Here is a 20,243-nt window from a genome sequence, read left to right on the forward strand (position 1 = left end):
GTTGCCGGGTGCGGCTGCGTCGTGGCTTGTCGCGCAGTTCCCCGCGCCCCTGAAGGCAGGCGTTGGCCCCTAGGGTGTTGGTATGAGTGAAGGAGTGAGGGGAAGCGAGGGCGGGCGTCCGGCCGTGCGTGTCCAGGGGCTCTGGAAGCGGTTCGGGGAGCAGATCGCCGTGGGCGGCGTCGATCTCGTGCTGCCGGCCGGGAAGTTCGTCGGGCTGGTCGGGCCGAACGGGGCCGGGAAGACCACCACTCTGTCCATGATCACCGGGCTGCTCCGCCCGGACCGGGGCACCGTCGAGGTCGTCGGGCACGACGTGTGGCGCGACCCGGCGGCCGTCAAGGCACGGATCGGCGTGCTTCCCGAGGGGCTGCGGCTGTTCGAGCGGCTGTCGGGGCGCGAACTCCTCTCCTACACCGGGCGGCTGCGCGGGCTGCCCGGTGCCGAGGTCGACAAGCGGGCGACCCAGTTGCTCGACGTCCTCGACCTCGCGGGCGCCCAGCACAAGCTCGTCGTCGACTACTCGACCGGCATGCGCAAGAAGATCGGTCTCGCCGCGGCCCTCCTCCACAACCCCGAGGTCCTCTTCCTCGACGAGCCGTTCGAGGGCGTCGACCCGGTCTCCGCGCAGACCATCCGCGGCGTCCTGGAGCGGTACACCGGCTCCGGCGCCACGGTCGTCTTCTCCTCCCACGTCATGGAGCTCGTCGAGTCCCTGTGCGACTGGGTGGCGGTGATGGCGGCGGGCCGGATCCGCGCGGACGGCCCGCTCGCCGAGGTGCGCGGCGGGGCGTCCTCGTTGCAGGAGGCGTTCCTCGAACTCGTCGGGGCCGGCGGCCGGTCCGCCGGGACCGATCTGGACTGGCTCGGCGGCGGCACCCGATGACCGCCGCCACGCGGACCGCCGCCCCCGCCGTGCCGGGCACGGTGGGGCTGACCCCCGTCGTCGTCCGGCTGAAGCTGTCCCTGCTGCGCAACGGGCTGCGGCAGTCCGGCGGACGCCGGGCCGTGTACATGACCTCGCTCGTCCTCGTCCTGCTGTTCGCGCTGCTCCAGCTGGTCGGGCTGATCGCCCTGCGCGGCCACGCGCACGCGGACACCCTCACGGTCCTGCTGCTCGCGGTGCTCGGGCTGGGGTGGGCGGTGATGCCGCTGTTCTTCCCCGGCGGCGACGAGACCCTCGACCCGACCCGCCTGGTGATGCTGCCGCTGCGGCCCCGGCCGCTGGTCCGGGCGCTGCTGGCGGGCTCCCTGATCGGCATCGGCCCGCTGTTCACGCTGTGCCTGCTGGCCGGCTCGGTGGTCTCCGTGGCGCACGGGGCGGTGGCGTACGTCGTCGGCGTCGTCGCGGTCGTCCTGGGGCTGCTGGTGTGCGTGGCCCTCGCGCGCGCGGTGGCCGCCGCCAACATCCGGCTGCTGACCAGCCGCAAGGGCCGCGATCTGGCGGTGCTCAGCGGGCTGGTGATCGCGGTGGGCGCGCAGTTCGTCAACTTCGGGGCGCAGCGGCTCGGCTCGGCGGGCGGCCTGGAGCCGCTGGACCCGGTGGCCGGCGTGCTGCGCTGGGTGCCGCCCGCCGCCGCGATCGGCGCGGTGGACTCGGCGAGCGACGGCGCGTACGGCGTCGCGGCGGCGCAGCTGCTGCTGACGGCGGCCGCCCTCGCCGGGCTGCTGGCGCTGTGGACGCGGACGCTGACCCGGCTGATGACGGCCCCCGACGCCTCCACCCTGAGCGCCGCCGAGCCGGCCGCCCGCGAGAAGGCCGGGCGCACGGGCGGCCTGGCCCGGCTGCTGCCCGCCGGGCGCACCGGCCCGGTCGTGGAGCGCGGCCTGCGCTATGTGTGGCGCGACCCGAAGACCAAGTCGGCCTGGGCGACGTCGCTGGCCATCGGCCTGATCGTGCCCGTCTTCAACGCGTTGCAGGGCACCGGCTCGGTCTACTTCGCGTGCTTCGCCTCCGGGATGCTCGGCATCCAGATGTACAACCAGTTCGGGCAGGACACCTCCGCGTTCTGGACGGTGGCCATGACGATCTCCTCCCCCCGGGACGCCCTCGCCGAACTGCGCGGCCGGGCGCTGGCGCTGCTGCTGATCACGGTGCCGTACACCGCCCTGGTCACCGTCCTGACCACGGCGATGCTCGGCGTCTGGGCGAAGCTGCCGGAGGTGCTGGGGCTGTCGTTCGCGCTGCTCGGGGCGATGCTGGCGACGGGGGCGTGGACGTCGGCGCGGTTCCCGTACTCGATCCCGCAGGAGGGCTACAAGAACGTGGTCCCCGCGCAGATGGGCGTCGCCTGGCTCTCGATCTTCGGCGGCATGATCGCCGCGGCGCTGCTGTCCGCACCGGTCATCGCGGCCACGATCTGGCTCAACGTGACCGCTGACGGCGACGACTGGGCCTGGCTCCTCCTCCCCGGAGGCGCGGCGTACGGCGCGGCCCTCACGGTGACGGGCCTACGCCTGGCGGCCCCCCGCACGGCAGCCCGCCTCCCGGAGATCCTCACAGCGGTGAGCAAGGGCTGACGGTTCGGGGCCCCACCCGCCCCCGCCCCCGGTGCGCCGAGGGCGCACACCGGTGGCACGACCGCCCCCCATGAGACCCCTCGTGCAACGATTGCCTCCCACATTGCGGGAACCCGCTGTGTGCTGAGTCACGTTCACGTTGAATGATTGCGAGCAACGAACCAACGCGACCGCGGACGCGGAAGCGGCCGGCAGGGGGTCCAGGTGAGTACTTCCCGGCGTAGAGGGACCACCGACGAGCTGGGGCCGGACGGGCCCGAGCCCACCGGCCCCGGCGGCGGCCCCCGCCCTCCCGATCACGACGAGCCCGACCCCGAGCCCGAACCGTCGGGCCCGGACGGCTCCGACCTGCTCGCCGCCCTCCTGGACGGCATGGACGCCGCGCTGTGCGCGTTCGACGCGGACGGCGTCGTCACCCACTGGAACCGCGAGGCCGAACGCATCCTCGGCTGGACGGCGGCCGAGGCCGTCGGTCGGCAGGGCTTCGCCGGCTGGGCGGTGCGCAGCGCGGACGCCGAGGAGGTCGAGCGGCGGCTGATGTCCGCGATGCGGGCGCCAGGGCGTCAGGTGCACGAGTTCGCGCTGGTCACCAAGGACGGCGGCCGGGTTCTGGTCCGTACCCAGTCCGCCGCCGTGCGCGGCCCGGACGGCACGCCCGCCGGGGTGTACTGCGCGTTCAGCGAGGTGCACACGCAGATCGACCTGGAGCGGTCGATCGCGCTGAGCGAGGCGCTGCTGGAGGACGCCGGCTGGGGCGTGGTCCTCGTCGACGCCGATCTGCGGCCCGCCGTCGTCAACGCGCACGCCGCCCGGCTGCTGGGCGTCGGCCGCACGGCGGTGCTGGGCCGGCCGCTGGGCGAGCTGCTCGCGCAGGGCGTGGAGGAGCTGGAGAGCGCGCTGGCGCACGTGCTGGGCGAGGGCGCGCCGCCCGCGCCGGCCGAGATGTGGGTGAGCGTACGGACGCCGGAGGGCGAGCAGCGGCGCTGCTGGCGAAACGGTTTCCTCCGGCTGGCCTCGCCGCTCGCGGAGGAGCCGGTTCCGCTGGGGGTGGGCTGGCTGTTCCAGGACGTCACCGAGGCGCGGCGGCGCGAGCAGGAGGCGTCGCAGACCCGGTTCCGGGCCAACCAGTCGCACCGGGCGGCGCGGACGGCGGCGGAGTGCGAGGACCCGTGGGAGGCAGCCACGGTCCACCTCGACTTCGCGCTCGCCGGCTTCGCCGACCACGCGCTGATCGACCGCGTCGCGGGCGCCCCGGCGCCCGACGACCCCGAGGTGCCCGTACGGCTGGTGCGGGCCGCGTCGACGCCGTCGGGCACGCCGGGACCGGGCGTCCTCGCGGGCGCGTCCGGGCTGCCGGTGCACTACGGGGAGACGCACCCGGCGGTGCAGTGCGCGGAACGGGCGGGCTCGGTCCGCGCGAGCGCCGGCCGGGCCGACGCGGAACGGGCCCGCGCGTGGGCCCGCTCCCGGCAGTGGCCGGAGGACACCGTGCACGCTCTGTGCGCGGTGCTCCGCAACCGGGGGCGCACGCTGGGCGTGGTCACGTTCCTGCGCGCCGCCGCCCGCGCCCCCTTCGAGCGCCCCGACGCCCTCTACGCGGAGGACGTGGCGTCCCGCATCGCCCTCTGCCTGGACCTGGCCACGACGGACGGGCGGAAGCGAGACTAGGGCCTGTCGTTTGGATCAGCCCGCACCCGCGCCCGTGAGAACCCCCTCCAGGAACGGTTCGACCGCCGCGCGCCAGGCCTCCGGCTGGTCGTAGTGGACGAGGTGGCCGGCGTCGGCGACCTCGGCGTAACGGCCGCGCGGCAGGACGCGGACCATCTCCTGGGACTCCGCCCGGCCCAGTTCGCCGTCCAGGCCGCGGACCACCAGCGTGGGGCACCGCACCTGCGCCAGCTCCTCCCAGTGCGCGTCGTACACCCACGTCTCGCGGGACCTCAGCATCTGCGCGGGGGTGAAGACGGGGCGCCAGCCGTCGGACGACTCGTGCATCACCTCGGCGTAGAACTCGCCGCGCGCCGGGTTGGGGCGCTCCACCCACGGGTCGTCCTCGCCGAACCACCTGCGGACGTCGGCGAGCGTGGCGAACGGCAGTGGCCAGGTGCGGAACCAGTCCTCCCACTCCCGCTGCGAGGCGGCGCCCAGCGCCGAGGCCCGCATGTCGCAGATGACCAGGCCGCGGACCAGGTCGGGGCGGGCGGCGGCGAGCTGCCAGGCCGTCAGGGCGCCCATCGCGTGGCCGATGACGACGGCCGGGGCGAGGCCGAGCTGCTCCAGCGCGGCGGCCGCGTCCTCGACGTACGCCTCGCGGGTGTGGGCGGCCTCGGGGGGCTTCTCACTCTGGCCGTGGCCGCGCTGGTCCAGGGCGACGGGGCGGTGCCGCTCGGCGAGCCAGCGGGCGGTGGACGCCCAGTGCGAGGCGCGGCCCATGAGGCCGTGCAGTAAGAGCACGCCGGGCCGGTCGGCGCCCGCCGCCGGATCGTCGCCCTTGGGCGGGTCGCCGAACTCCCATGCCGCGAGGCGTACGCCGTCCGTTCCCGTCACGTCGATGCGCCGCACCATCGTCCTGGCACCCCCCTGGCTCCGCCCGGGCCGCCCGTGCGTGTCGCGTGGCCGGTCCGGACGCTCCTCGTGCTGTTGCCGCCGTGCTGGTTCGTCCTGCTGTGCTCGTCACGCTATCGAAAGCTCATTCGAAAATGGGCTTTCGGTCGCCAACACCCCTCCTTCGAGTGACACCGGTCGGGGATTGGCCGACGTCACCGGGGGGAGATCTTCAGCGGGGGGGCGGACCGCTCGGGGAAAAACGGTCCGAGGGGGATGACCCTGGGAGCTCGGGGCTCCGGGTCAGCACAGGGGAGGACAGGCCCCGGCGCCATCGAGCGCCGGGGCCCTCTCCATGTCTGCGGCACATCGTCCCGCTCCCCTCCCCGGCCGCACGGCTCCTGCTCTCCGCGCCGGCCCCAGAGCCCTCAGGTCATATGCCTCACCCGACAGCGTGGCACGGGAACGGGGTTTGCGCTGCCATTCGGCGCACGAAATGTGCGCGGGGGCGGGCGATCGGCCGCCGGGGCGCCGCCCCGTCAGCGCTTCGCGACGAAGACGTGGGAGGCGGTCTCCGACTCCAGTTCGGCGGCTTCGCCGCTGCTGCCGACCAGGACGCCGCCCGCGGACTCCGTCACGCTGACGACCGAGCCGGGCTGCACGCCCGCCCGGCGCAGGGTGTACATGAGCTGCGCGTCCGTCTGGATGGGCTCGCCGATGCGGCGGACGACCACCGTCTTGCCCTCCAGGCCCGGGTCGAGGTCGGCGAGCGAGACCATGCCCTCGTCAAGGAACGGAACCGTGCCGTCCTTCTCACCCAGCTCCTCCAGGCCCGGGATCGGGTTGCCGTACGGCGACTCGGTGGGGTGCCGCAGCAGCTCAAGCACGCGGCGCTCGACCGCCTCGCTCATCACGTGCTCCCAGCGGCATGCCTCGGCGTGCACCTGCTCCCACTCCAGCCCGATCACGTCGACGAGCAGGCACTCCGCGAGCCGGTGCTTGCGCATGACGCGCGTGGCGAGGCGGCGCCCCTCGTCGGTGAACTCCAGGTGCCGGTCCGGTGCCACGGACACCAGCCCGTCGCGCTCCATGCGCGCGACCGTCTGGCTGACCGTCGGACCGCTCTGGTCGAGCCGCTCGGCGATACGGGCGCGCATGGGCACGACGCCTTCTTCCTCGAGCTCGAGGATGGTGCGGAGATACATCTCCGTGGTGTCGATCAGTCCGGACATACGTGCCCCTCGATTGAGATCTGCCGGAGGCTCGGCGGCCTCACCGGCGTGTGCGCTGGCCCTGGATTCAATTCTGACGCATCCCACCGACAACCGTGCCGTGCGGGGAAAACGGCCACCGCCCGCCCCGTCGCGGCGGCCGTATTGACACGGCACTGGTCCAGACCGCACCGTGATCCGCGACACGGACGGGCCCCGCGGGGTTCCGGCCGCCGGACGAAGCGTTGCGAAGGTGAGGAGCGTCGCCGATGAGCCAGGGGACGGGGGGCGCGGACGGGCCGGGCGAGCGGTTCTTCGACGCCGCGATCGAGCTGCTGCGGCAGGTGCGGGACGGGGACGCCGCCGAGATCACCGCGGCCGGCGAACTGATCGCCGACACCGTCGCCGCCGGCGGCCGGCTCTTCGCCTTCGGCGCCGGGCACTCCTCGCTGGCCGCCCAGGACGTCGTCTACCGCGCCGGCGGACTCGCCCTGATGAACCTGCTCACCGTGCCCGGCGTGACGGGCGTCGACGTGCTGCCCGCGACGCTGGGCTCGGCGCTGGAACGCGTCGACGGCCTCGCCACCGCCGTACTCGACGTCGGCCCCCTGCGCGCCGGCGACCTGCTGGTGATCATCTCCCTCTCCGGCCGCAACGCCCTCCCCGTCGAGATGGCGACGCACGCCCGCGCGCGCGGCGTGAAGGTCATCGGCGTGACCTCGGTGGCGTACGCCGAGCGGACCGCCTCCCGCCACTCCTCGGGCACGTTCCTCAGGGACCACTGCGACGTCGTCCTGGACTCGCGCATCCCGCTCGGGGACACCGTCCTGACCCAGGACGGCATCGAGGCCCCCTTCGCCCCCGCCTCCACGGTCGTCACCAGCGCCCTGATGCAGGCCATGATCGCCACGGCCGCCACCACCCTGGCCGCCCGCGGCCTCACCCCGCCCATGCTCCGCTCGGGCAACATCGACGGCGGCCTCGAATGGAACGACCACGTCTTCGACACGTACGCCGACCGCATCTTCTACCGGCACTGACGGGTAGGTCGGCGAGGCAGGCACCTCGCACCGCATGCATGGGCGAGGGGGGACCGACGGACGCGGCAGAGAACGGGAGCGGTGACGCTCCCCCGCATGCCAACGTGTCGCATCACCCTCTGAGGCTGCTGCAACGCGGGGACGGATACGGATACGGCTCCCGGCGCGAACCTTCCCCGGCGGGTCCCGAAAAAATCGATTGAACACATGCTCCGCACTTCTTAGGCTGGTTCCACCGTGTGAAAGGAGGTGGTTCGGAGCATGTATGCAGACCGGACAACGGAGGTGGCTGCGGGCCAGTAGCCCGCCGTCGTACTCGGTTCGGCGCCGGACCGGCGTGTGTTCGAAGCACGCAACCGGCCAATCCAACGCAGTCACCCGGCCCGTGGGCTCGCCGGTACGTCCGGCCGGCTCCTCGTCGTCAGACGAGGACCTGAGCCCACGGGTCGTCCGCGTGTCCGGGGCCGTCTCTCAGGGGCTCAGCCGGTCCACGTGCCAGGTGCCGTCCGCCGCGGCGGTGTACCTGAGGCGGTCGTGGAGGCGGTTGGCGCGGCCCTGCCAGAACTCGACCGTCTCCGGGGCGATGCGGAAGCCGCCCCAGTGCGGCGGGACCGGGACCCGCTCGCCCTCCGGATAGCGGGCGCCGAGCTCCTCGTACGTCGTGTCCAGGACCGTGCGCGAGGGGATCACCGTGGACTGGGCGCTCGCCCAGGCGCCGAGGCGGGAGCCGTGCGGGCGGGTGCGGAAGTAGGCGGCGGTCTCGTCGCGGCCGGTGCGGCGGGCGGTGCCGGTGACGATCACCTGGCGGGCCATCGGGTGCCAGGGGAAGAGCAGCGAGACGTACGGGTTGGCGGCCAGTTCCCGGCCCTTGCGGGAGTCGTAGTTGGTGTAGAAGACGAAGCCGTGGGCGTCGTAGCCCTTCATCAGGACCGTGCGGGAGCTGGGGCGGCCGTCGGCGTCGGCGGTGGAGACGACCATGGCGTTGGGTTCGTAGAGCATGCCCCGCACGGCCGCCCGTGCCGCCTGTTTGAACCAGCGGTCGAACTGGTCCATGGGGTGCGGGGCGAGGTCGGCCTCGTCGAACCCCTCGGCGCGGTAGTGGGCCCGCATCGCGGCGGGGTCGGTGGCCGGTTCCCCGCCCGGGGCGGCGGGGCCGGACGGCTCGCGTTCCCCGGCCTCCTGTGCGGCTTCGGCGGCGGCGCGTTCGACGAGGGGTTCGATCACGGGTTCGTCCGGGAAGTGGTCGCTCACGCGGTCATCCTGCCGCATGGCGGCGGTCGTCCGGGGGAGTGGTGGGTTCCGTCACCTCCCTGGCACTGAGTGCCGCGAGCCCTCCCCAAAGGTGGCACTCGGGGATATCGTGCTGCTTCCGGTCCGCACCTACCGAGGAGCCGCCAGATGTCCGACTTCGTACCCGGGCTCGAGGGAGTCGTCGCGTTCGAGACGGAGATCGCCGAACCGGACAAGGAGGGCGGCGCGCTCCGGTACCGCGGCGTCGACATCGAGGAGCTGGTCGGCCAGGTGTCCTTCGGGAACGTCTGGGGACTGCTCGTCGACGGCGCCTTCAACCCCGGTCTGCCGCCCGCCGAGCCGTTCCCGATCCCCGTCCACTCCGGTGACATCCGGGTGGACGTGCAGTCCGCGCTGGCCATGCTGGCGCCGGTGTGGGGGCTCCGGCCGCTGCTCGACATCGACGCCGAGCAGGCGCGCGAGGACCTGGCCCGCGCCGCCGTGATGGCGCTGTCCTACGTCGCCCAGTCCGCGCGCGGTCAGGGGCGGGCGATGGTGCCGCAGCGGGAGATCGACAAGGCGCACTCGATCACCGAGCGGTTCATGATCCGCTGGCGGGGCGAGCCGGACCCGAAGCACGTGGCCGCCGTCGACGCGTACTGGAGTTCGGCCGCCGAGCACGGCATGAACGCCTCCACGTTCACCGCCCGCGTGATCGCCTCCACCGGCGCGGACGTGGCCGCCGCGCTGTCCGGCGCGGTCGGCGCGATGTCGGGGCCGCTGCACGGCGGGGCGCCGTCGCGGGTCCTCGGCATGATCGAGGAGATCGAACGGACGGGCGACGCGGTCGGCTACGTCAAGCGCGCCCTGGACCGCGGCGAGCGGCTGATGGGCTTCGGGCACCGGGTCTACCGCGCGGAGGACCCGCGCGCCCGGGTGCTGCGGCGCACGGCGCGCGAGCTGGGCGCGCCGCGGTTCGAGGTCGCCGAGGCGCTGGAGAAGGCGGCCCTGGAGGAGCTGCACAACCGCCGCCCGGACCGGGTGCTGGCCACGAACGTGGAGTTCTGGGCCGCGATCATGCTGGACTTCGCGGAGGTCCCCGCGCACATGTTCACGTCGATGTTCACCTGCGCCCGCACGGCAGGCTGGTCGGCGCACATCCTGGAGCAGAAGCGCACGGGCCGCCTGGTCCGCCCGTCGGCCCGCTACGTGGGCCCGGCACCGCGCAGCCCGCGCGACGTGGCGGGGTACGAGGACATCCGGGACGGCGGGGCGGGGACGCGGTAGGGCCGACCGCCCCTCTCGCCGGCGCCCCTCACCCCAGCACCCCGTCCAGCACCCCCGCCCATTGTTCGATCACGCGTTCCCGACGGGCGGTGTCGTCCGTGAGCAGGTTGGCCAGGCCCAGGCCGCGGGCCATGTCGAGGAGGCCCTGGACGGTTTCGCGGGTGCCGGGGCGGGACTCGTCGGCGCCGAGGAGTTCGACGGCGACGCGGTGGGTCTCGCGGCCCACCCGGGCCTCCAGTTCGGTGACCCGGGCGCGCAGCTGGTCCTCGTTGGACGCGGCCACCCACAGGTGCAGCGCGGCGCGGAAGAGCGGGCCGGTGCAGCCGTCGACGAGGGCGGCGACCACCGCGCGCCGGTCCCCGGCGGCGCCCTGCGGGAAGAGGTCCCGCAGGGCCTGGCAGCGTTCCTCGGCGACGTACTCGACCGCCGCGGTGAACAGGTCCTCGCGGGTGGGGAAGTGGTGCTGGGCGGCGCCCCGGGAGACGCCGGCGCGCAGCGCGACGGCGGAGACGGTGGAGCCGGCCCAGCCGCGCTCGGCGAGGCAGGCGACGGCGGCGGCCAGCAGCCGCTGCCGGGTGGCCCGGCTGCGGTCCTGCTTGGGCGCCCGGTCGACCGCTGTCATCTCCATGCCGCGCCCCTTCCGCCCGCGCCGGTCTCCCTCATGTGAGGTCCATCCATACCGGGTCCCGTCGTTCGAGGAAGGCCGTCATGCCCTCCCGGGCCTGCGGGGAGGCGAACAGCCGTGCGGTGAGTGCCGTCAGGGCGGTCGCGTCCCGGTCGAACGCCTCCCGCACCCCGGCCGTGAGCAGCCGTTTGGTCTCCGCCAGCCCCTGCGGGGAGGCCCGGCGCAGCCCGTCGAGGACGGGGGCGAGGACGACGTCGACGTCGTCGCCCGCGAGGGTCAGCAGCCCGGTGCGGACGGCCTCGGCGGCGTCGAAGCGGGCCCCGGTGAGGCAGTGCAGGGCGAGCGCGCGCGGGTCGGCGCGGGGGAGCAGCGGCAGGGAGATGACGGCGGGCGCGACGCCGATGCGGACCTCGGTGAAGGCGAAGTCGGCGGTCCCGGCGGCGGCCGCGATGTCGCAGGCGGCGAGCAGCCCGAGGCCACCGGCCCGGACGTGCCCGGTCACCCGGGCCACCACGGGCCTGGGCAGCTCCACGATCCGCCGCAGCAGCGCGACGAGCGCCTCGGGCGGTGGCGGGTCGCGCAGGTCGGCGCCCGCGCTGAACGTCGTACCGGTGTGGGTGAGGACGACGGCCCGTACGCCGGGGTCGGCGCCGCACTCCTCCAGCGCGGCGGCGAGTTCGCCGACGAGGGCGGCGGACAGGGCGTTGCGGTTGGCCGGGGAGTCGAGGGTGAGGGTGGCGACGCCCCGGTCCCGGGAGCGGCCCACGAGGGCGGTCGTGGTCACGGGCGCTCCCTGAGTTCGCGGCGGAGGATCTTGCCGGAGACGGCACGCGGCACCCGGTCGACGAAGGAGACGCGGCGGACGCGCTTGTACGGGGCGACGCGCTCGGCGACGTGCATCATGACCTCCGTCTCGGTGAGCCCCTCCGCGCCCCGCTGCCGGACGACGTGGGCGTGCGGGATCTCGTTGCCGTTCCCGTCGAGGGCGCCGGTCACCGCGGCGTCGGCGATGCCCGGGTGGGTGAGCAGCAGGGCCTCCAGTTCGGCGGGGGCGACCTGGAACCCCTTGTATTTGATCAGCTCCTTGACGCGGTCGACGACGAACAGCCAGCCGTCGGCATCGACGTGCCCGACGTCACCGGTGTGCAGCCAGCCGTCGGCATCGATCAGCGCGTCGGTGGCCTCGGGGCGGTCGAGGTAGCCCTTCATCACCTGGGGGCCGCGGATGAGGATCTCGCCGCGCTCGTCGGGGCCGAGGTCGTTGCCGGGGTCGTTCAGGGAGACGATCCGCATCTCGGTGCTGGGGATGAGCTTGCCGACGGTGCCGGGCGGCGGGTCGGCCGCGTCGAGCGGGACGACGTGGGTGCCCGGGGAGAGTTCGGTCATGCCGTAGGCCTGGCCGACCGGCGGCAGGCCGAGCCGCCGGGAGCAGGCTGCGGCGGTGGCGGCGTCCAGCGGGGCGGCGGCGCTGATGACGTGCCGCAGGGACGACAGGTCGTACTGGGCGACCGCCGGGTGCTTGGCGAGTGCGAGGACGATCGGCGGGGCCACGTACAGGCTGGTGATGCGGTGTTTCTCGATCGCGGCGAGGAAGGTGTCGAGCGCGAAGCGGGCCAGCACGACGACGGTGGCGCCGCGCCGCAGCGGGGCGTTCATCAGCGCGGTCAGGCCGTAGATGTGGAAGAACGGCAGGACGGCGAGGAGGCGTTCGCCGGGGCCGGTCGGTACCAGGGGTTCGAGCTGCACGAGGTTGGTGGCGATCGAGCGGTGGGTGAGCATCACGCCCTTGGGGGTGCCGGTGGTGCCGGAGGAGTACGGCAGCACGGCGACGTCCTCGGCGGGGTCGAGGTCGACCACCGGTTCGGGCGCGGTGGTGGCCAGCATGTCGATGAGCGAGCGGTGGCCGGGCGCGCTGTCACACACGAAGATCTCCCGTATGCCGCCCGCGCGTTCGGCGGCGGTGCGGGCGGTGTCGAGCAGCGGGGAGACGGTGACGATCCAGCGGGCGGCCGAGTCGCGGAGCTGCTTGGCGAACTCGTCGGCGGTGGCGAGCGGATGCACGGTGGTGACGGTCGCGCCGGCGCGGGTGGCGGCGTAGAACGCGGTGGGGAAGGCGATCGTGTTGGGGCTGTGCAGGGCGAGGACGTCGCCCTTGCGCACCCCGGCCTCGGCGAGCGCGGCGGCCAGCCGCCGGTGGAAGCGGCCGAGTTGCTCGTGGCTGAGGGTGGTGCCGTCCACGCCGTCGATCAGCGCGGGCGCGTCACCGAACTCGACGGCCCGGCCCAGGACCGCCTCGTGGATGGGGAGTTCGAGGGCGGGCACGTCTGCGTACTGGCTGCGGAACACGGTTCCTCCTCATGCCGGTCCTCAGTAGGACTTGGGCAGGCCCAGGGTCTGGTGCGAGACGTAGTTGAGGATCATTTCGCGGCTGACCGGCGCGATCCGGGCGACCCGGGCCGCGTTGACGAGGGAGGCGAGGCCGAACTCGCTGGTCAGGCCATTGCCGCCGAGGGTGTGCACGGCCTGGTCGACGGCCTTCACACAGGCCTCGGCGGCGGCGTACTTGGCCATGTTGGCGGCCTCCCCGGCGCCGGCGTCGTCCCCCGCGTCGTACAGCTGTGCGGCCTCGCGCATCATCAGCCGGGCCAGTTCGAGTTCGATGTGGGCCTGGGCGAGCGGGTGCGCGATCGCCTGGTGGGCGCCGATGGGCTGCTGCCAGACGGTGCGTTCGCGTGCGTAGGCGACGGCGCGGTCGAGGGCGTAACGGCCCATGCCGATCGCGAAGGCGGCGGTCATGATGCGCTCGGGGTTGAGTCCGGCGAACAGTTGCAGCAGGCCCGCGTCCTCGTCGCCGACGAGTGCGTCGGCGGGCAGCCGGACGTCGTCGAGCGTGAGCTCGAACTGCTTCTCCGGGGCGCTGAGTTCCATGTCGATACGGCGCCGGGTGAAGCCGTCGGCGTCGCGCGGGACGATGAACAGGCAGGGCTTGAGGCGGCCGGTGCGGGCGTCGTGGGTGCGGCCGACTATGAGGGTGGCGTCGGCGATGTCGACGCCGGAGACGAAGACCTTGCGGCCGCTGAGGATCCAGTCGGCGCCGGGTCCGGTGCCGTCGCGGCGGGCGGTGGTGGTGATGCGGTGCGAGTTGGAGCCGGCGTCGGGTTCGGTGATCCCGAAGGCCATGATCCGGCTCCCGTCGGCGAGCCCGGGCAGCCACGCCTGTTTCTGCTCGTCCGTCCCGAAGCGGGCGATCACGGTGCCGCAGATCGCCGGGGAGACGATCAGCATGAGCAACGGGCACCCGGCGGTGCCGAGTTCCTCGAGCACGAGGGAGAGCTCGACGATGCCGGCGCCGCCTCCCCCGTATGCCTCCGGCAGGTTGACGCCGAGGTATCCGAGGTCTGCGGCCTCCTTCCAGAGTTCGGTGGGGGTGCCTCCGGCGGTGACGGTGCGGGTGAAGTACGGGCGGCCGTACCGGGTTCCGAGCGCGCGGACGGCGGCCCGGAGGGCCTTGTGGTCGTCGGTTTCCGTGAGGGGGGACATGGGGCTCCTAAGGGGGAGGGGTGTGGTTGTCCGTCGGAGGCTGCGGGGTGTGTGTGGCTGGTCGCGCCCTCACTCCTCCCGCACCACCGCCAACAGGGAACCCACCCCCACCTGTTCACCCGGCACGGTGTGCAGCACCGTCACCGTGCCGGCCACCGGCGCGGAAACGCGATGCTCCATCTTCATCGCCTCCAACCACAGCAACGGCTGCCCCACCACCACCCGCGCCCCCACCCGCACACCGTCCGCCACCCGCACCACCGTCCCCGGCATGGGCGCCACCAACGACCCGGGAGCCTGTTCGACGGCGGCGTCCGGGAACCGCGACAGGGGTTCGACCAGCGTGTTGCCGACGTACACGACGTCGCCGTACCGCGCGACGGCGAACGCCCGCCGCACACCGGCCACCTCCAGCACGACCTCCTCCGCCCCGACCCGCACCACCCGCACGCCACCGCCGCCCTCGACCACGACCCCGTCCCTCCCCCACCGGTACCGCACCTCGCGCTCCTCCCCCGCCACCCGGAACCGCTTCACCTGCGGTTGCGACGGCACGTTGCGCCACCCCCCGACGCCCCCGCCGAACCGCGACCGCCCGACCCCGTCGGCCAGCGCGGCCGCCACCGCCACGCACGGATCGACGTCCGGCACCGTCAGCGCGGCCAGATTCCGGTCGTAGAATCCGGTGTCCATCCGCCCCTCGGCGAACTCCTCGTGCCGCAGCGACCGCACGAGGAGCTCGCGGTTGGTCACCGGCCCGTGCACCTCCGCCCGCTCCAGCGCCCCCGCGAGCCTGCGCACCGCCTCCGCCCGGGTCGCCCCGTGGGCGACGACCTTCGCGAGCATGGCGTCGTAGTGCACGCCGACCTCGTCGCCGTCGGCGTACCCGGTGTCCAGCCGGACGCCCTCCGGCACGGCGAGCCGGTGCAGCGTGCCCGTGCCCGGCGTCCAGTCCCGGGCGGGGTCCTCCGCGTAGAGGCGGGCCTCGACGGCGTGGCCGCGCGCGGGCGGCGGGGACTTCTCCAGTGCGTGCCCCTCGGCGATCCGCACCTGGAGGGCGACCAGATCGAGGTCGAACACCGCTTCGGTGACGGGGTGTTCGACCTGGAGCCGGGTGTTCATCTCCAGGAACTGCGCCCGCCCGTCGGCGACGAGGAACTCGACGGTTCCGGCGCCCGTGTAGTCGACGGCGCGGGCGGCCCGTACGGCCAGCTCGTACAGCTCGTCGGTGAGTTCGTCGGACAGGCCGGGCGCCGGGGCCTCCTCGACGACCTTCTGGTGACGGCGTTGCAGCGAGCAGTCCCGGGTGCCGAGCGGCCAGACCGTGCCGTGGGCGTCGGCGAGGATCTGCACCTCCACATGCCGGCCGCCCTCCACATAGGGCTCGACGAACACCTCGTCGTCCCCGAAGGCGTTCAGCGCCTCCGCGCGCGCGGCGGTCGTCTCGGCGCCGAGCGCGCCGAGTTCGCGGACGATGCGCATGCCGCGCCCGCCGCCGCCCGCGGCGGCCTTGACCAGGACCGGGAGGTCGGCCTCGGTGATCTCGTCGACGTCGAGCGGCTTGATGCCCATCAGTTGTTTCGCGCGCGTCTTGGAGGCCATCGCCTCGATCGCCTCCGGGGACGGCCCGATCCAGGTCAGCCCCGCGTCGCGCACCGCGCGCGCGAAGCCCGCGTTCTCGGAGAGGAAGCCGTAGCCGGGGTGGACGGCGTCGGCGCCGGCGGCGAGGGCGGCCCCGACGATCAGGTCGCCGCGCAGATACGTGTCGGCGGGCGCCGCGCCCGGCAGCCGTACGCCCGCGTCGGCCACGCGCGCGTGCAGGGCGTTCTCGTCGGCGTCGGAGTGCACGGCGACGGTGCGGATGCCGAGGTCGCGGCAGGTGCGGAAAATCCGGCAGGCGATCTCGCCCCGGTTGGCGACGAGCAGCGAGGTGATCATCACTGGTTTCTTTCGCCTCTCACATGCGGAAGACGCCGAAGCCGCCCCGGGCGCCCTCGTAGTCGGCGGTGTGGATCGCGGACAGGCAGATGCCGAGGACGGTGCGGGTGTCGCGCGGGTCGATGACGCCGTCGTCGTACAGGCGTCCGGACAGGAACATCGGCAGCGACTCGGACTCGATCTGCTGTTCCACCATGGCGCGCAGCGCGGCGTCGGCCTCGTCGTCGTAGGGGCGGCCCTTGGCGGCGGCGGACTGGCGGGCGACGAGGGAGAGGACGCCGGCGAGCTGCTGCGGGCCCATGACGGCGGACTTGGCGCTGGGCCAGGCGAACAGGAACCGGGGGTCGTAGGCGCGGCCGCACATGCCGTAGTGGCCGGCGCCGTAGGAGGCGCCCATGAGGACGGAGAGGTGCGGGACGCGGGAGTTGGCGACCGCGTTGATCATCATGGCGCCGTGCTTGATGATGCCGCCCTGTTCGTACTCCCTGCCGACCATGTAACCGGTGGTGTTGTGCAGGAACACCAGCGGGATGTCGCGCTGGTTGGCGAGCTGGATGAACTGCGCGGCCTTCTGCGACTCGGCGCTGAACAGCACCCCCTGGGCATTGGCGAGGATGCCGACGGGATGGCCGTGCAGGGCGGCCCAGCCGGTGACCAGGCTGGGCCCGTAGAGCGGCTTGAACTCGTCGAAGTCGGAGCCGTCGACGAGGCGGGCGACGACCTCGCGCGGGTCGAAGGGGATCTTCAGATCGCCGGGAACGATGCCGAGAAGTTCGCCGGTGTCGTATGCGGGTGGCTCTGCGAACGGGGGATCGGGATGGGCCTTGCGGTGGTTGAGGCGGGCGACGACGCGGCGGGCGTGGCGCAGCGCGTCGGGTTCGTCGACGGCGAAGTGGTCGGCGAGTCCGGAGACGCGGGCGTGCATGTCGGCGCCGCCGAGGGATTCGTCGTCGCTCTCCTCGCCGGTGGCCATCTTCACCAGCGGCGGGCCGCCGAGGAACACCTTGGCGCGGTCCTTGACCATGATCACGTGATCGGACATGCCGGGCACATAGGCGCCGCCCGCGGTGGAGTTGCCGAAGACGACGGCGATCGTGGGGATGCAGGCGGCGGACAGCCGGGTCAGATCGCGGAAGAGGGCGCCGCCGGGGATGAAGATCTCCTTCTGGGAGGGCAGATCCGCGCCGCCGGACTCGACGAGGTTGATGCAGGGCAGCCGGTTGGCGAGGGCGATCTCGTTGGCGCGCAGGGCCTTGCGCAGGGTCCAGGGGTTGCTGGCGCCGCCGCGCACGGTCGGGTCGTTGGCGGTGATCACGCACTCGACGCCCTCGACGACGCCGATGCCGGTGACGAGCGAGGCGCCCACGGCGTGGTCGCTGCCCCAGGCGGCGAGCGGGGACAGTTCGAGGAACGGGGTGTCGGGGTCGAGGAGGAGTTCGACGCGCTCGCGGGCGAGCAGTTTGCCGCGCCCCCGGTGGCGTTCGACGTACTTCTCGCCGCCCCCGGCGAGCGCCTTGGCGTGCTCGGCGTCGAGCGCGGCGAGCTTCTCCAGCATGGCGGCGCGGTTCTCGGCGTATGCGGGGGCGGAGGTGTCGAGGGCGGAGGTCAGGACGGTCATCGGGGGTCCTCCGGAGGGTCGGTCGCCGCGGGCAGGGATTCCGGGGTGGCCGTCGGCGGGAGGCCCGGGGCGTCCGGCGGGGTGCCGGGGGCGTCCAGCAGGGCCTCCGGGATGTCCACGTGGCGGGAGCGCAGCCATTCGCCGAGTGCCTTGGCCTGGGGGTCGAAGCGGGCCTGCGCGGCGACGCCCTCGCCGAGGATGCCGCCGATGACGAAGTTGAGGGCGCGCAGGTTCGGCAGGACGTGGCGGGTCACGGTGAGGCCGGAGGCCCCGGTACCGGCCTCCGTCCGGGCTCCGGTCTCGGTCCCGGCTCCGGTCTCGGGAAGGAGGTGCCGCAGCCGGTCGGTGGTCAGTTCGTGGGCGAGCCAGCGCCACGCGGCCTCCGTCCGCACCCAGACGCCGATGTTGGCGTCGCCGCCCTTGTCGCCGCTGCGGGCTCCGGCGACGAGACCGAGCGGCGCCCGCCGGGTCGGTCCCGGCGGCAGGGGCGCGGGCAGCGGCGGTTCGGGTACGGCGTCGGGTACGCGGCTGTCGGCGGGCGGACCGACGGCGATACGCCGGCCGTCGGGCAGGACGGCGAGGTGCGGTACGGCGCCCTGATCGGCGGAGGCGGCCTCGAAGACGCCGTAGGGCGTGCCCTTGGCGGGCGGGGCGAGGACGTGGAAGCCGGGGTAGCTGGCGAGCGCGAGTTCGACGGCGGCGCCGCTGAACGCCCTGCCGACCGCGTCGGCGTCCCGGTCGCGGACGACGAGCCGCAGCAGCGCGCTCGCCGTCTCCTCGGTGCGGGCGTCGGGCCGGTCGGTGCGGACGAGATCCCACCGCACGTGCCGGGGCCGGGACTGGGCGGCGGCGAAGGCGTCCTCCAGCTGCTCCCTGACCAGGGCGGCCTTGGCCTCCACCGCCAGCCCCGTGAGGACGAAGACGACTTCGTTGCGGAAGCCGCCGAGGCGGTTGAGGCCGACCTTGAGGGTGGGCGGCGGCGCCTCTCCGCGCACGCCCTTGATCCGGACCCGGTCGGGGCCCTCCTGGGTGAGGCGCACGGTGTCGAGGCGGGCGGTGACGTCCGGGCCGGGATACCGGGCGCCGGCCGTCTCGTAGAGGAGCTGCGCGGTGACGGTGCCGAGGTCGACGACGCCGCCGGTGCCGTCGTGCTTGGTGATGACGGCGCTGCCGTCGGCGTGCAGTTCGGCGAGCGGGAAGCCGGGGTGGCGCAGCCGGGCGCGCGGATGCTCGGTGAAGAAGGCGTAGTTGCCGCCGGTGGCCTGCGTGCCGCACTCCAGTACGTGCCCGGCGACGACCGCGCCCGCGAGGGCGTCGTACGCGTCCGGCGCCCAGCCGAAGTGCGCGACGGCGGGCCCGGTGACGAGCGCGGCGTCGGTGACCCGCCCGGTGACGACGACGTCGGCGCCCTCGCGCAGACAGGCGGCGATGCCGTGGCCGCCGAGGTAGGCGTGCGCGGCCAGGATCCCGGGGTGCGCGGCGGTCAGGTCGTCGCCCTCGACGTGCGCGACGCGGACGGGGATGCCGAGCCGCCCGGCCAGCGCGCGCACGGCGTCGGCGAGCCCGGCCGGGTTGAGGCCCCCGGCATTGCTGACGATCTTCACGCCCCGTTCGTGCGCGAGGCCGAGGCACTCCTCCAGCTGGCGCAGGAAGGTGCGGGCGTATCCGGCGGCGGGGTCCTTCAGCCGGTCGCGGCCGAGGATGAGCATGGTCAGCTCGGCGAGATAGTCGCCGGTGAGGACGTCGAGGGGGCCGCCGGTGAGCATCTCGCGCAGGGCGTCGAAGCGGTCGCCGTAGAAGCCGGAGGCGTTGCCTATGCGGAGGGGGGCGGGCGCGGTGGAGGGGGACTCCGTCATGGACGGGCCCCTTCCGCGGACCCCGCGCCCCCGGGCGCACGCCCGGCGCCCGGCGGTCCCGCGAACGCCTGGGCGATGTCCAGCCACCGGTCGGCGTCGGCGCCCTCCGCCCGTACGGCGAGGTCGGCGCGGTGGGCGCGCCGGGTGACCAGGAGGCAGAAGTCGAGCGCCGCCCCGGTGACCCGCTGGGCGGCGTCCTCGGGACCGTAGGCCCACACCGCCCCGTCCGGCGCGACGACCTCGACGCGGAACTCCGCGGCCGGAGGCGTGAGTCGGTGCGCCATGAAGGAGTAGTCGCGAGCCCGTACGCCGATGCGCACGACGTGGCGCAGCCGGTCGGTGGGGGTGCGGGTGACGCCGAGCGCGTCGGCGACGTCCTGGCCGTGGGCCCAGGTCTCCATCAGCCGCCCGGTCGCCATGGAGGCGGCCGACATGGGCGGTCCGTACCAGGGGAAGCGCGTGCCGGGGGGCGCGGCGCGCAGCGCCTTCTGCAGAGCCGCGCGCCCCTCGCGCCAGTGGGCGAGCAGCGCGTCCGGCGGGCGCGCGGCGCCCTCCTCCGCGCCCCGGTCCACGAAGGCGTCGGGCGCGGCGAGCGCCTGTTCGACGAGCGCGCCGAAGCCGTCCGGATCGGTGACGGCGACGAGCGCGGAGCGGTCGGTCCAGGCGAGGTGCGCGATCTGGTGGGCGATGCTCCAGCCCGGCGCGGGGGTGGCCCCGCCCCACCGCTCCCCCGGCAGCCCCGCGACGAGCCGGTCGAGCTCCTCACCCTCGTCGTGCAGATCGTCGAACACGGGCGTCGGATCGGACACGGGGCACTCCCCTTCCGGCACGGCACGG

Annotated in this window: 16 protein-coding genes; 5 read left to right on the plus strand and 11 right to left on the minus strand. The window is 74.0% G+C overall.

Annotated features, from left to right (window positions below; genetic code table 11):
• Positions 1 to 82 precede the first annotated feature (82 nt).
• The 3 genes from OIE12_RS14485 (at position 83) to OIE12_RS14495 (ending at position 4,185) form a co-directional block, all read left to right on the plus strand.
• Positions 83 to 883, plus strand: a complete 801-nt coding sequence (locus tag OIE12_RS14485; protein ID WP_329135405.1) for an ABC transporter ATP-binding protein — start codon at positions 83 to 85, stop codon at positions 881 to 883.
• Positions 880 to 2,517 (plus strand): transporter, encoded by a 1,638-nt coding sequence (locus tag OIE12_RS14490; protein ID WP_329135407.1) that lies wholly within the window; start codon positions 880 to 882, stop codon positions 2,515 to 2,517. Before OIE12_RS14485 ends, OIE12_RS14490 begins: the two co-directional genes overlap by 4 nt.
• A 204-nt stretch (positions 2,518 to 2,721) precedes the next feature.
• The gene (locus OIE12_RS14495) at positions 2,722 to 4,185 is read left to right on the plus strand and encodes a PAS domain-containing protein (RefSeq protein WP_329135409.1); all 1,464 of its coding nucleotides are present in this window, start codon (positions 2,722 to 2,724) and stop codon (positions 4,183 to 4,185) included.
• A gap of 15 nt (positions 4,186 to 4,200) precedes the next feature.
• On the opposite strand, the gene OIE12_RS14500 is transcribed toward OIE12_RS14495, so the two are convergent.
• Together OIE12_RS14500 and OIE12_RS14505 are read right to left on the minus strand one after the other, a co-directional pair.
• The gene (locus tag OIE12_RS14500) at positions 4,201 to 5,082 is read right to left on the minus strand and encodes an alpha/beta fold hydrolase (RefSeq protein ID WP_329135411.1); all 882 of its coding nucleotides are present in this window, start codon (positions 5,080 to 5,082) and stop codon (positions 4,201 to 4,203) included.
• A 518-nt stretch (positions 5,083 to 5,600) separates the two neighbouring features.
• The gene (locus tag OIE12_RS14505) at positions 5,601 to 6,293 is read right to left on the minus strand and encodes a metal-dependent transcriptional regulator (protein WP_030380356.1); all 693 of its coding nucleotides are present in this window, start codon (positions 6,291 to 6,293) and stop codon (positions 5,601 to 5,603) included.
• A 248-nt stretch (positions 6,294 to 6,541) separates the two neighbouring features.
• Here OIE12_RS14505 and OIE12_RS14510 point away from each other — a divergent pair, with 248 nt between their 5' ends.
• On the plus strand, positions 6,542 to 7,312 hold the full coding sequence (locus OIE12_RS14510) for an SIS domain-containing protein (RefSeq protein WP_329135414.1): 771 nt from the start codon (positions 6,542 to 6,544) through the stop codon (positions 7,310 to 7,312).
• Between the two features lie 471 nt (positions 7,313 to 7,783).
• On the opposite strand, the gene pdxH is transcribed toward OIE12_RS14510, so the two are convergent.
• Positions 7,784 to 8,422 (minus strand): pyridoxamine 5'-phosphate oxidase, encoded by a 639-nt coding sequence (gene pdxH, locus OIE12_RS14515; protein ID WP_329141956.1) that lies wholly within the window; start codon positions 8,420 to 8,422, stop codon positions 7,784 to 7,786.
• Positions 8,423 to 8,710: 288 nt separating this feature from the next.
• Between pdxH and OIE12_RS14520 the strand changes: the two genes are divergently transcribed.
• A complete protein-coding gene (locus tag OIE12_RS14520) occupies positions 8,711 to 9,829 on the plus strand; it encodes a citrate synthase 2 (protein ID WP_329135416.1) in 1,119 nt (372 codons plus the stop codon).
• Positions 9,830 to 9,857: 28 nt separating this feature from the next.
• Here the strand turns inward: OIE12_RS14520 and OIE12_RS14525 are convergent, their stop codons facing one another.
• The 8 genes from OIE12_RS14525 to OIE12_RS14560 all read right to left on the minus strand — a co-directional run bounded on the left by OIE12_RS14525 (position 9,858) and on the right by OIE12_RS14560 (position 20,215).
• Positions 9,858 to 10,451 (minus strand): TetR/AcrR family transcriptional regulator, encoded by a 594-nt coding sequence (locus OIE12_RS14525; protein ID WP_329141958.1) that lies wholly within the window; start codon positions 10,449 to 10,451, stop codon positions 9,858 to 9,860.
• A 37-nt stretch (positions 10,452 to 10,488) separates the two neighbouring features.
• The gene (locus OIE12_RS14530) at positions 10,489 to 11,238 is read right to left on the minus strand and encodes an enoyl-CoA hydratase family protein (RefSeq protein WP_329135418.1); all 750 of its coding nucleotides are present in this window, start codon (positions 11,236 to 11,238) and stop codon (positions 10,489 to 10,491) included.
• A complete protein-coding gene (locus OIE12_RS14535; RefSeq protein ID WP_329135420.1) occupies positions 11,235 to 12,800 on the minus strand; it encodes a 4-coumarate--CoA ligase family protein in 1,566 nt (521 codons plus the stop codon). The genes OIE12_RS14530 and OIE12_RS14535 overlap by 4 nt, the downstream gene beginning before the upstream one ends.
• A 21-nt stretch (positions 12,801 to 12,821) precedes the next feature.
• Positions 12,822 to 13,994, minus strand: coding sequence for an acyl-CoA dehydrogenase family protein (locus OIE12_RS14540; RefSeq protein WP_329135422.1), 1,173 nt, complete (start codon positions 13,992 to 13,994; stop codon positions 12,822 to 12,824).
• Between the two features lie 69 nt (positions 13,995 to 14,063).
• The gene (locus OIE12_RS14545; protein ID WP_329135424.1) at positions 14,064 to 15,932 is read right to left on the minus strand and encodes an acetyl/propionyl/methylcrotonyl-CoA carboxylase subunit alpha; all 1,869 of its coding nucleotides are present in this window, start codon (positions 15,930 to 15,932) and stop codon (positions 14,064 to 14,066) included.
• 19 nt (positions 15,933 to 15,951) lie between these two features.
• Positions 15,952 to 17,550 (minus strand): acyl-CoA carboxylase subunit beta, encoded by a 1,599-nt coding sequence (locus tag OIE12_RS14550; RefSeq protein WP_329135426.1) that lies wholly within the window; start codon positions 17,548 to 17,550, stop codon positions 15,952 to 15,954.
• The gene (locus tag OIE12_RS14555; RefSeq protein WP_329135428.1) at positions 17,547 to 19,406 is read right to left on the minus strand and encodes an acyclic terpene utilization AtuA family protein; all 1,860 of its coding nucleotides are present in this window, start codon (positions 19,404 to 19,406) and stop codon (positions 17,547 to 17,549) included. The genes OIE12_RS14550 and OIE12_RS14555 overlap by 4 nt, the downstream gene beginning before the upstream one ends.
• Positions 19,403 to 20,215, minus strand: a complete 813-nt coding sequence (locus OIE12_RS14560; RefSeq protein ID WP_329135429.1) for a TIGR03084 family metal-binding protein — start codon at positions 20,213 to 20,215, stop codon at positions 19,403 to 19,405. Before OIE12_RS14560 ends, OIE12_RS14555 begins: the two co-directional genes overlap by 4 nt.
• Between the last annotated feature and the right edge of the window lie 28 nt (positions 20,216 to 20,243).

This window comes from Streptomyces sp. NBC_00670 (assembly GCF_036226765.1).
Classification (GTDB): domain Bacteria; phylum Actinomycetota; class Actinomycetes; order Streptomycetales; family Streptomycetaceae; genus Streptomyces.

Excerpts from the sequence above, each read along its gene's own strand:
- OIE12_RS14550 (WP_329135426.1), bottom strand. The coding sequence starts at position 17,550 with ATGACCGTCCTGACCTCCGCCCTCGACACCTCCGCCCCCGCATACGCC.
- OIE12_RS14555 (WP_329135428.1), bottom strand. The coding sequence starts at position 19,406 with ATGACGGAGTCCCCCTCCACCGCGCCCGCCCCCCTCCGCATAGGCAAC.
- OIE12_RS14505 (WP_030380356.1), bottom strand. The coding sequence starts at position 6,293 with ATGTCCGGACTGATCGACACCACGGAGATGTATCTCCGCACCATCCTC.
- OIE12_RS14545 (WP_329135424.1), bottom strand. The coding sequence starts at position 15,932 with ATGATCACCTCGCTGCTCGTCGCCAACCGGGGCGAGATCGCCTGCCGG.
- OIE12_RS14525 (WP_329141958.1), bottom strand. The coding sequence starts at position 10,451 with ATGACAGCGGTCGACCGGGCGCCCAAGCAGGACCGCAGCCGGGCCACC.
- OIE12_RS14520 (WP_329135416.1), top strand. The coding sequence starts at position 8,711 with ATGTCCGACTTCGTACCCGGGCTCGAGGGAGTCGTCGCGTTCGAGACG.
- pdxH (WP_329141956.1), bottom strand. The coding sequence starts at position 8,422 with ATGCGGGCCCACTACCGCGCCGAGGGGTTCGACGAGGCCGACCTCGCC.
- OIE12_RS14500 (WP_329135411.1), bottom strand. The coding sequence starts at position 5,082 with ATGGTGCGGCGCATCGACGTGACGGGAACGGACGGCGTACGCCTCGCG.
- OIE12_RS14485 (WP_329135405.1), top strand. The coding sequence starts at position 83 with ATGAGTGAAGGAGTGAGGGGAAGCGAGGGCGGGCGTCCGGCCGTGCGT.
- OIE12_RS14510 (WP_329135414.1), top strand. The coding sequence starts at position 6,542 with ATGAGCCAGGGGACGGGGGGCGCGGACGGGCCGGGCGAGCGGTTCTTC.
- OIE12_RS14490 (WP_329135407.1), top strand. The coding sequence starts at position 880 with ATGACCGCCGCCACGCGGACCGCCGCCCCCGCCGTGCCGGGCACGGTG.
- OIE12_RS14540 (WP_329135422.1), bottom strand. The coding sequence starts at position 13,994 with ATGTCCCCCCTCACGGAAACCGACGACCACAAGGCCCTCCGGGCCGCC.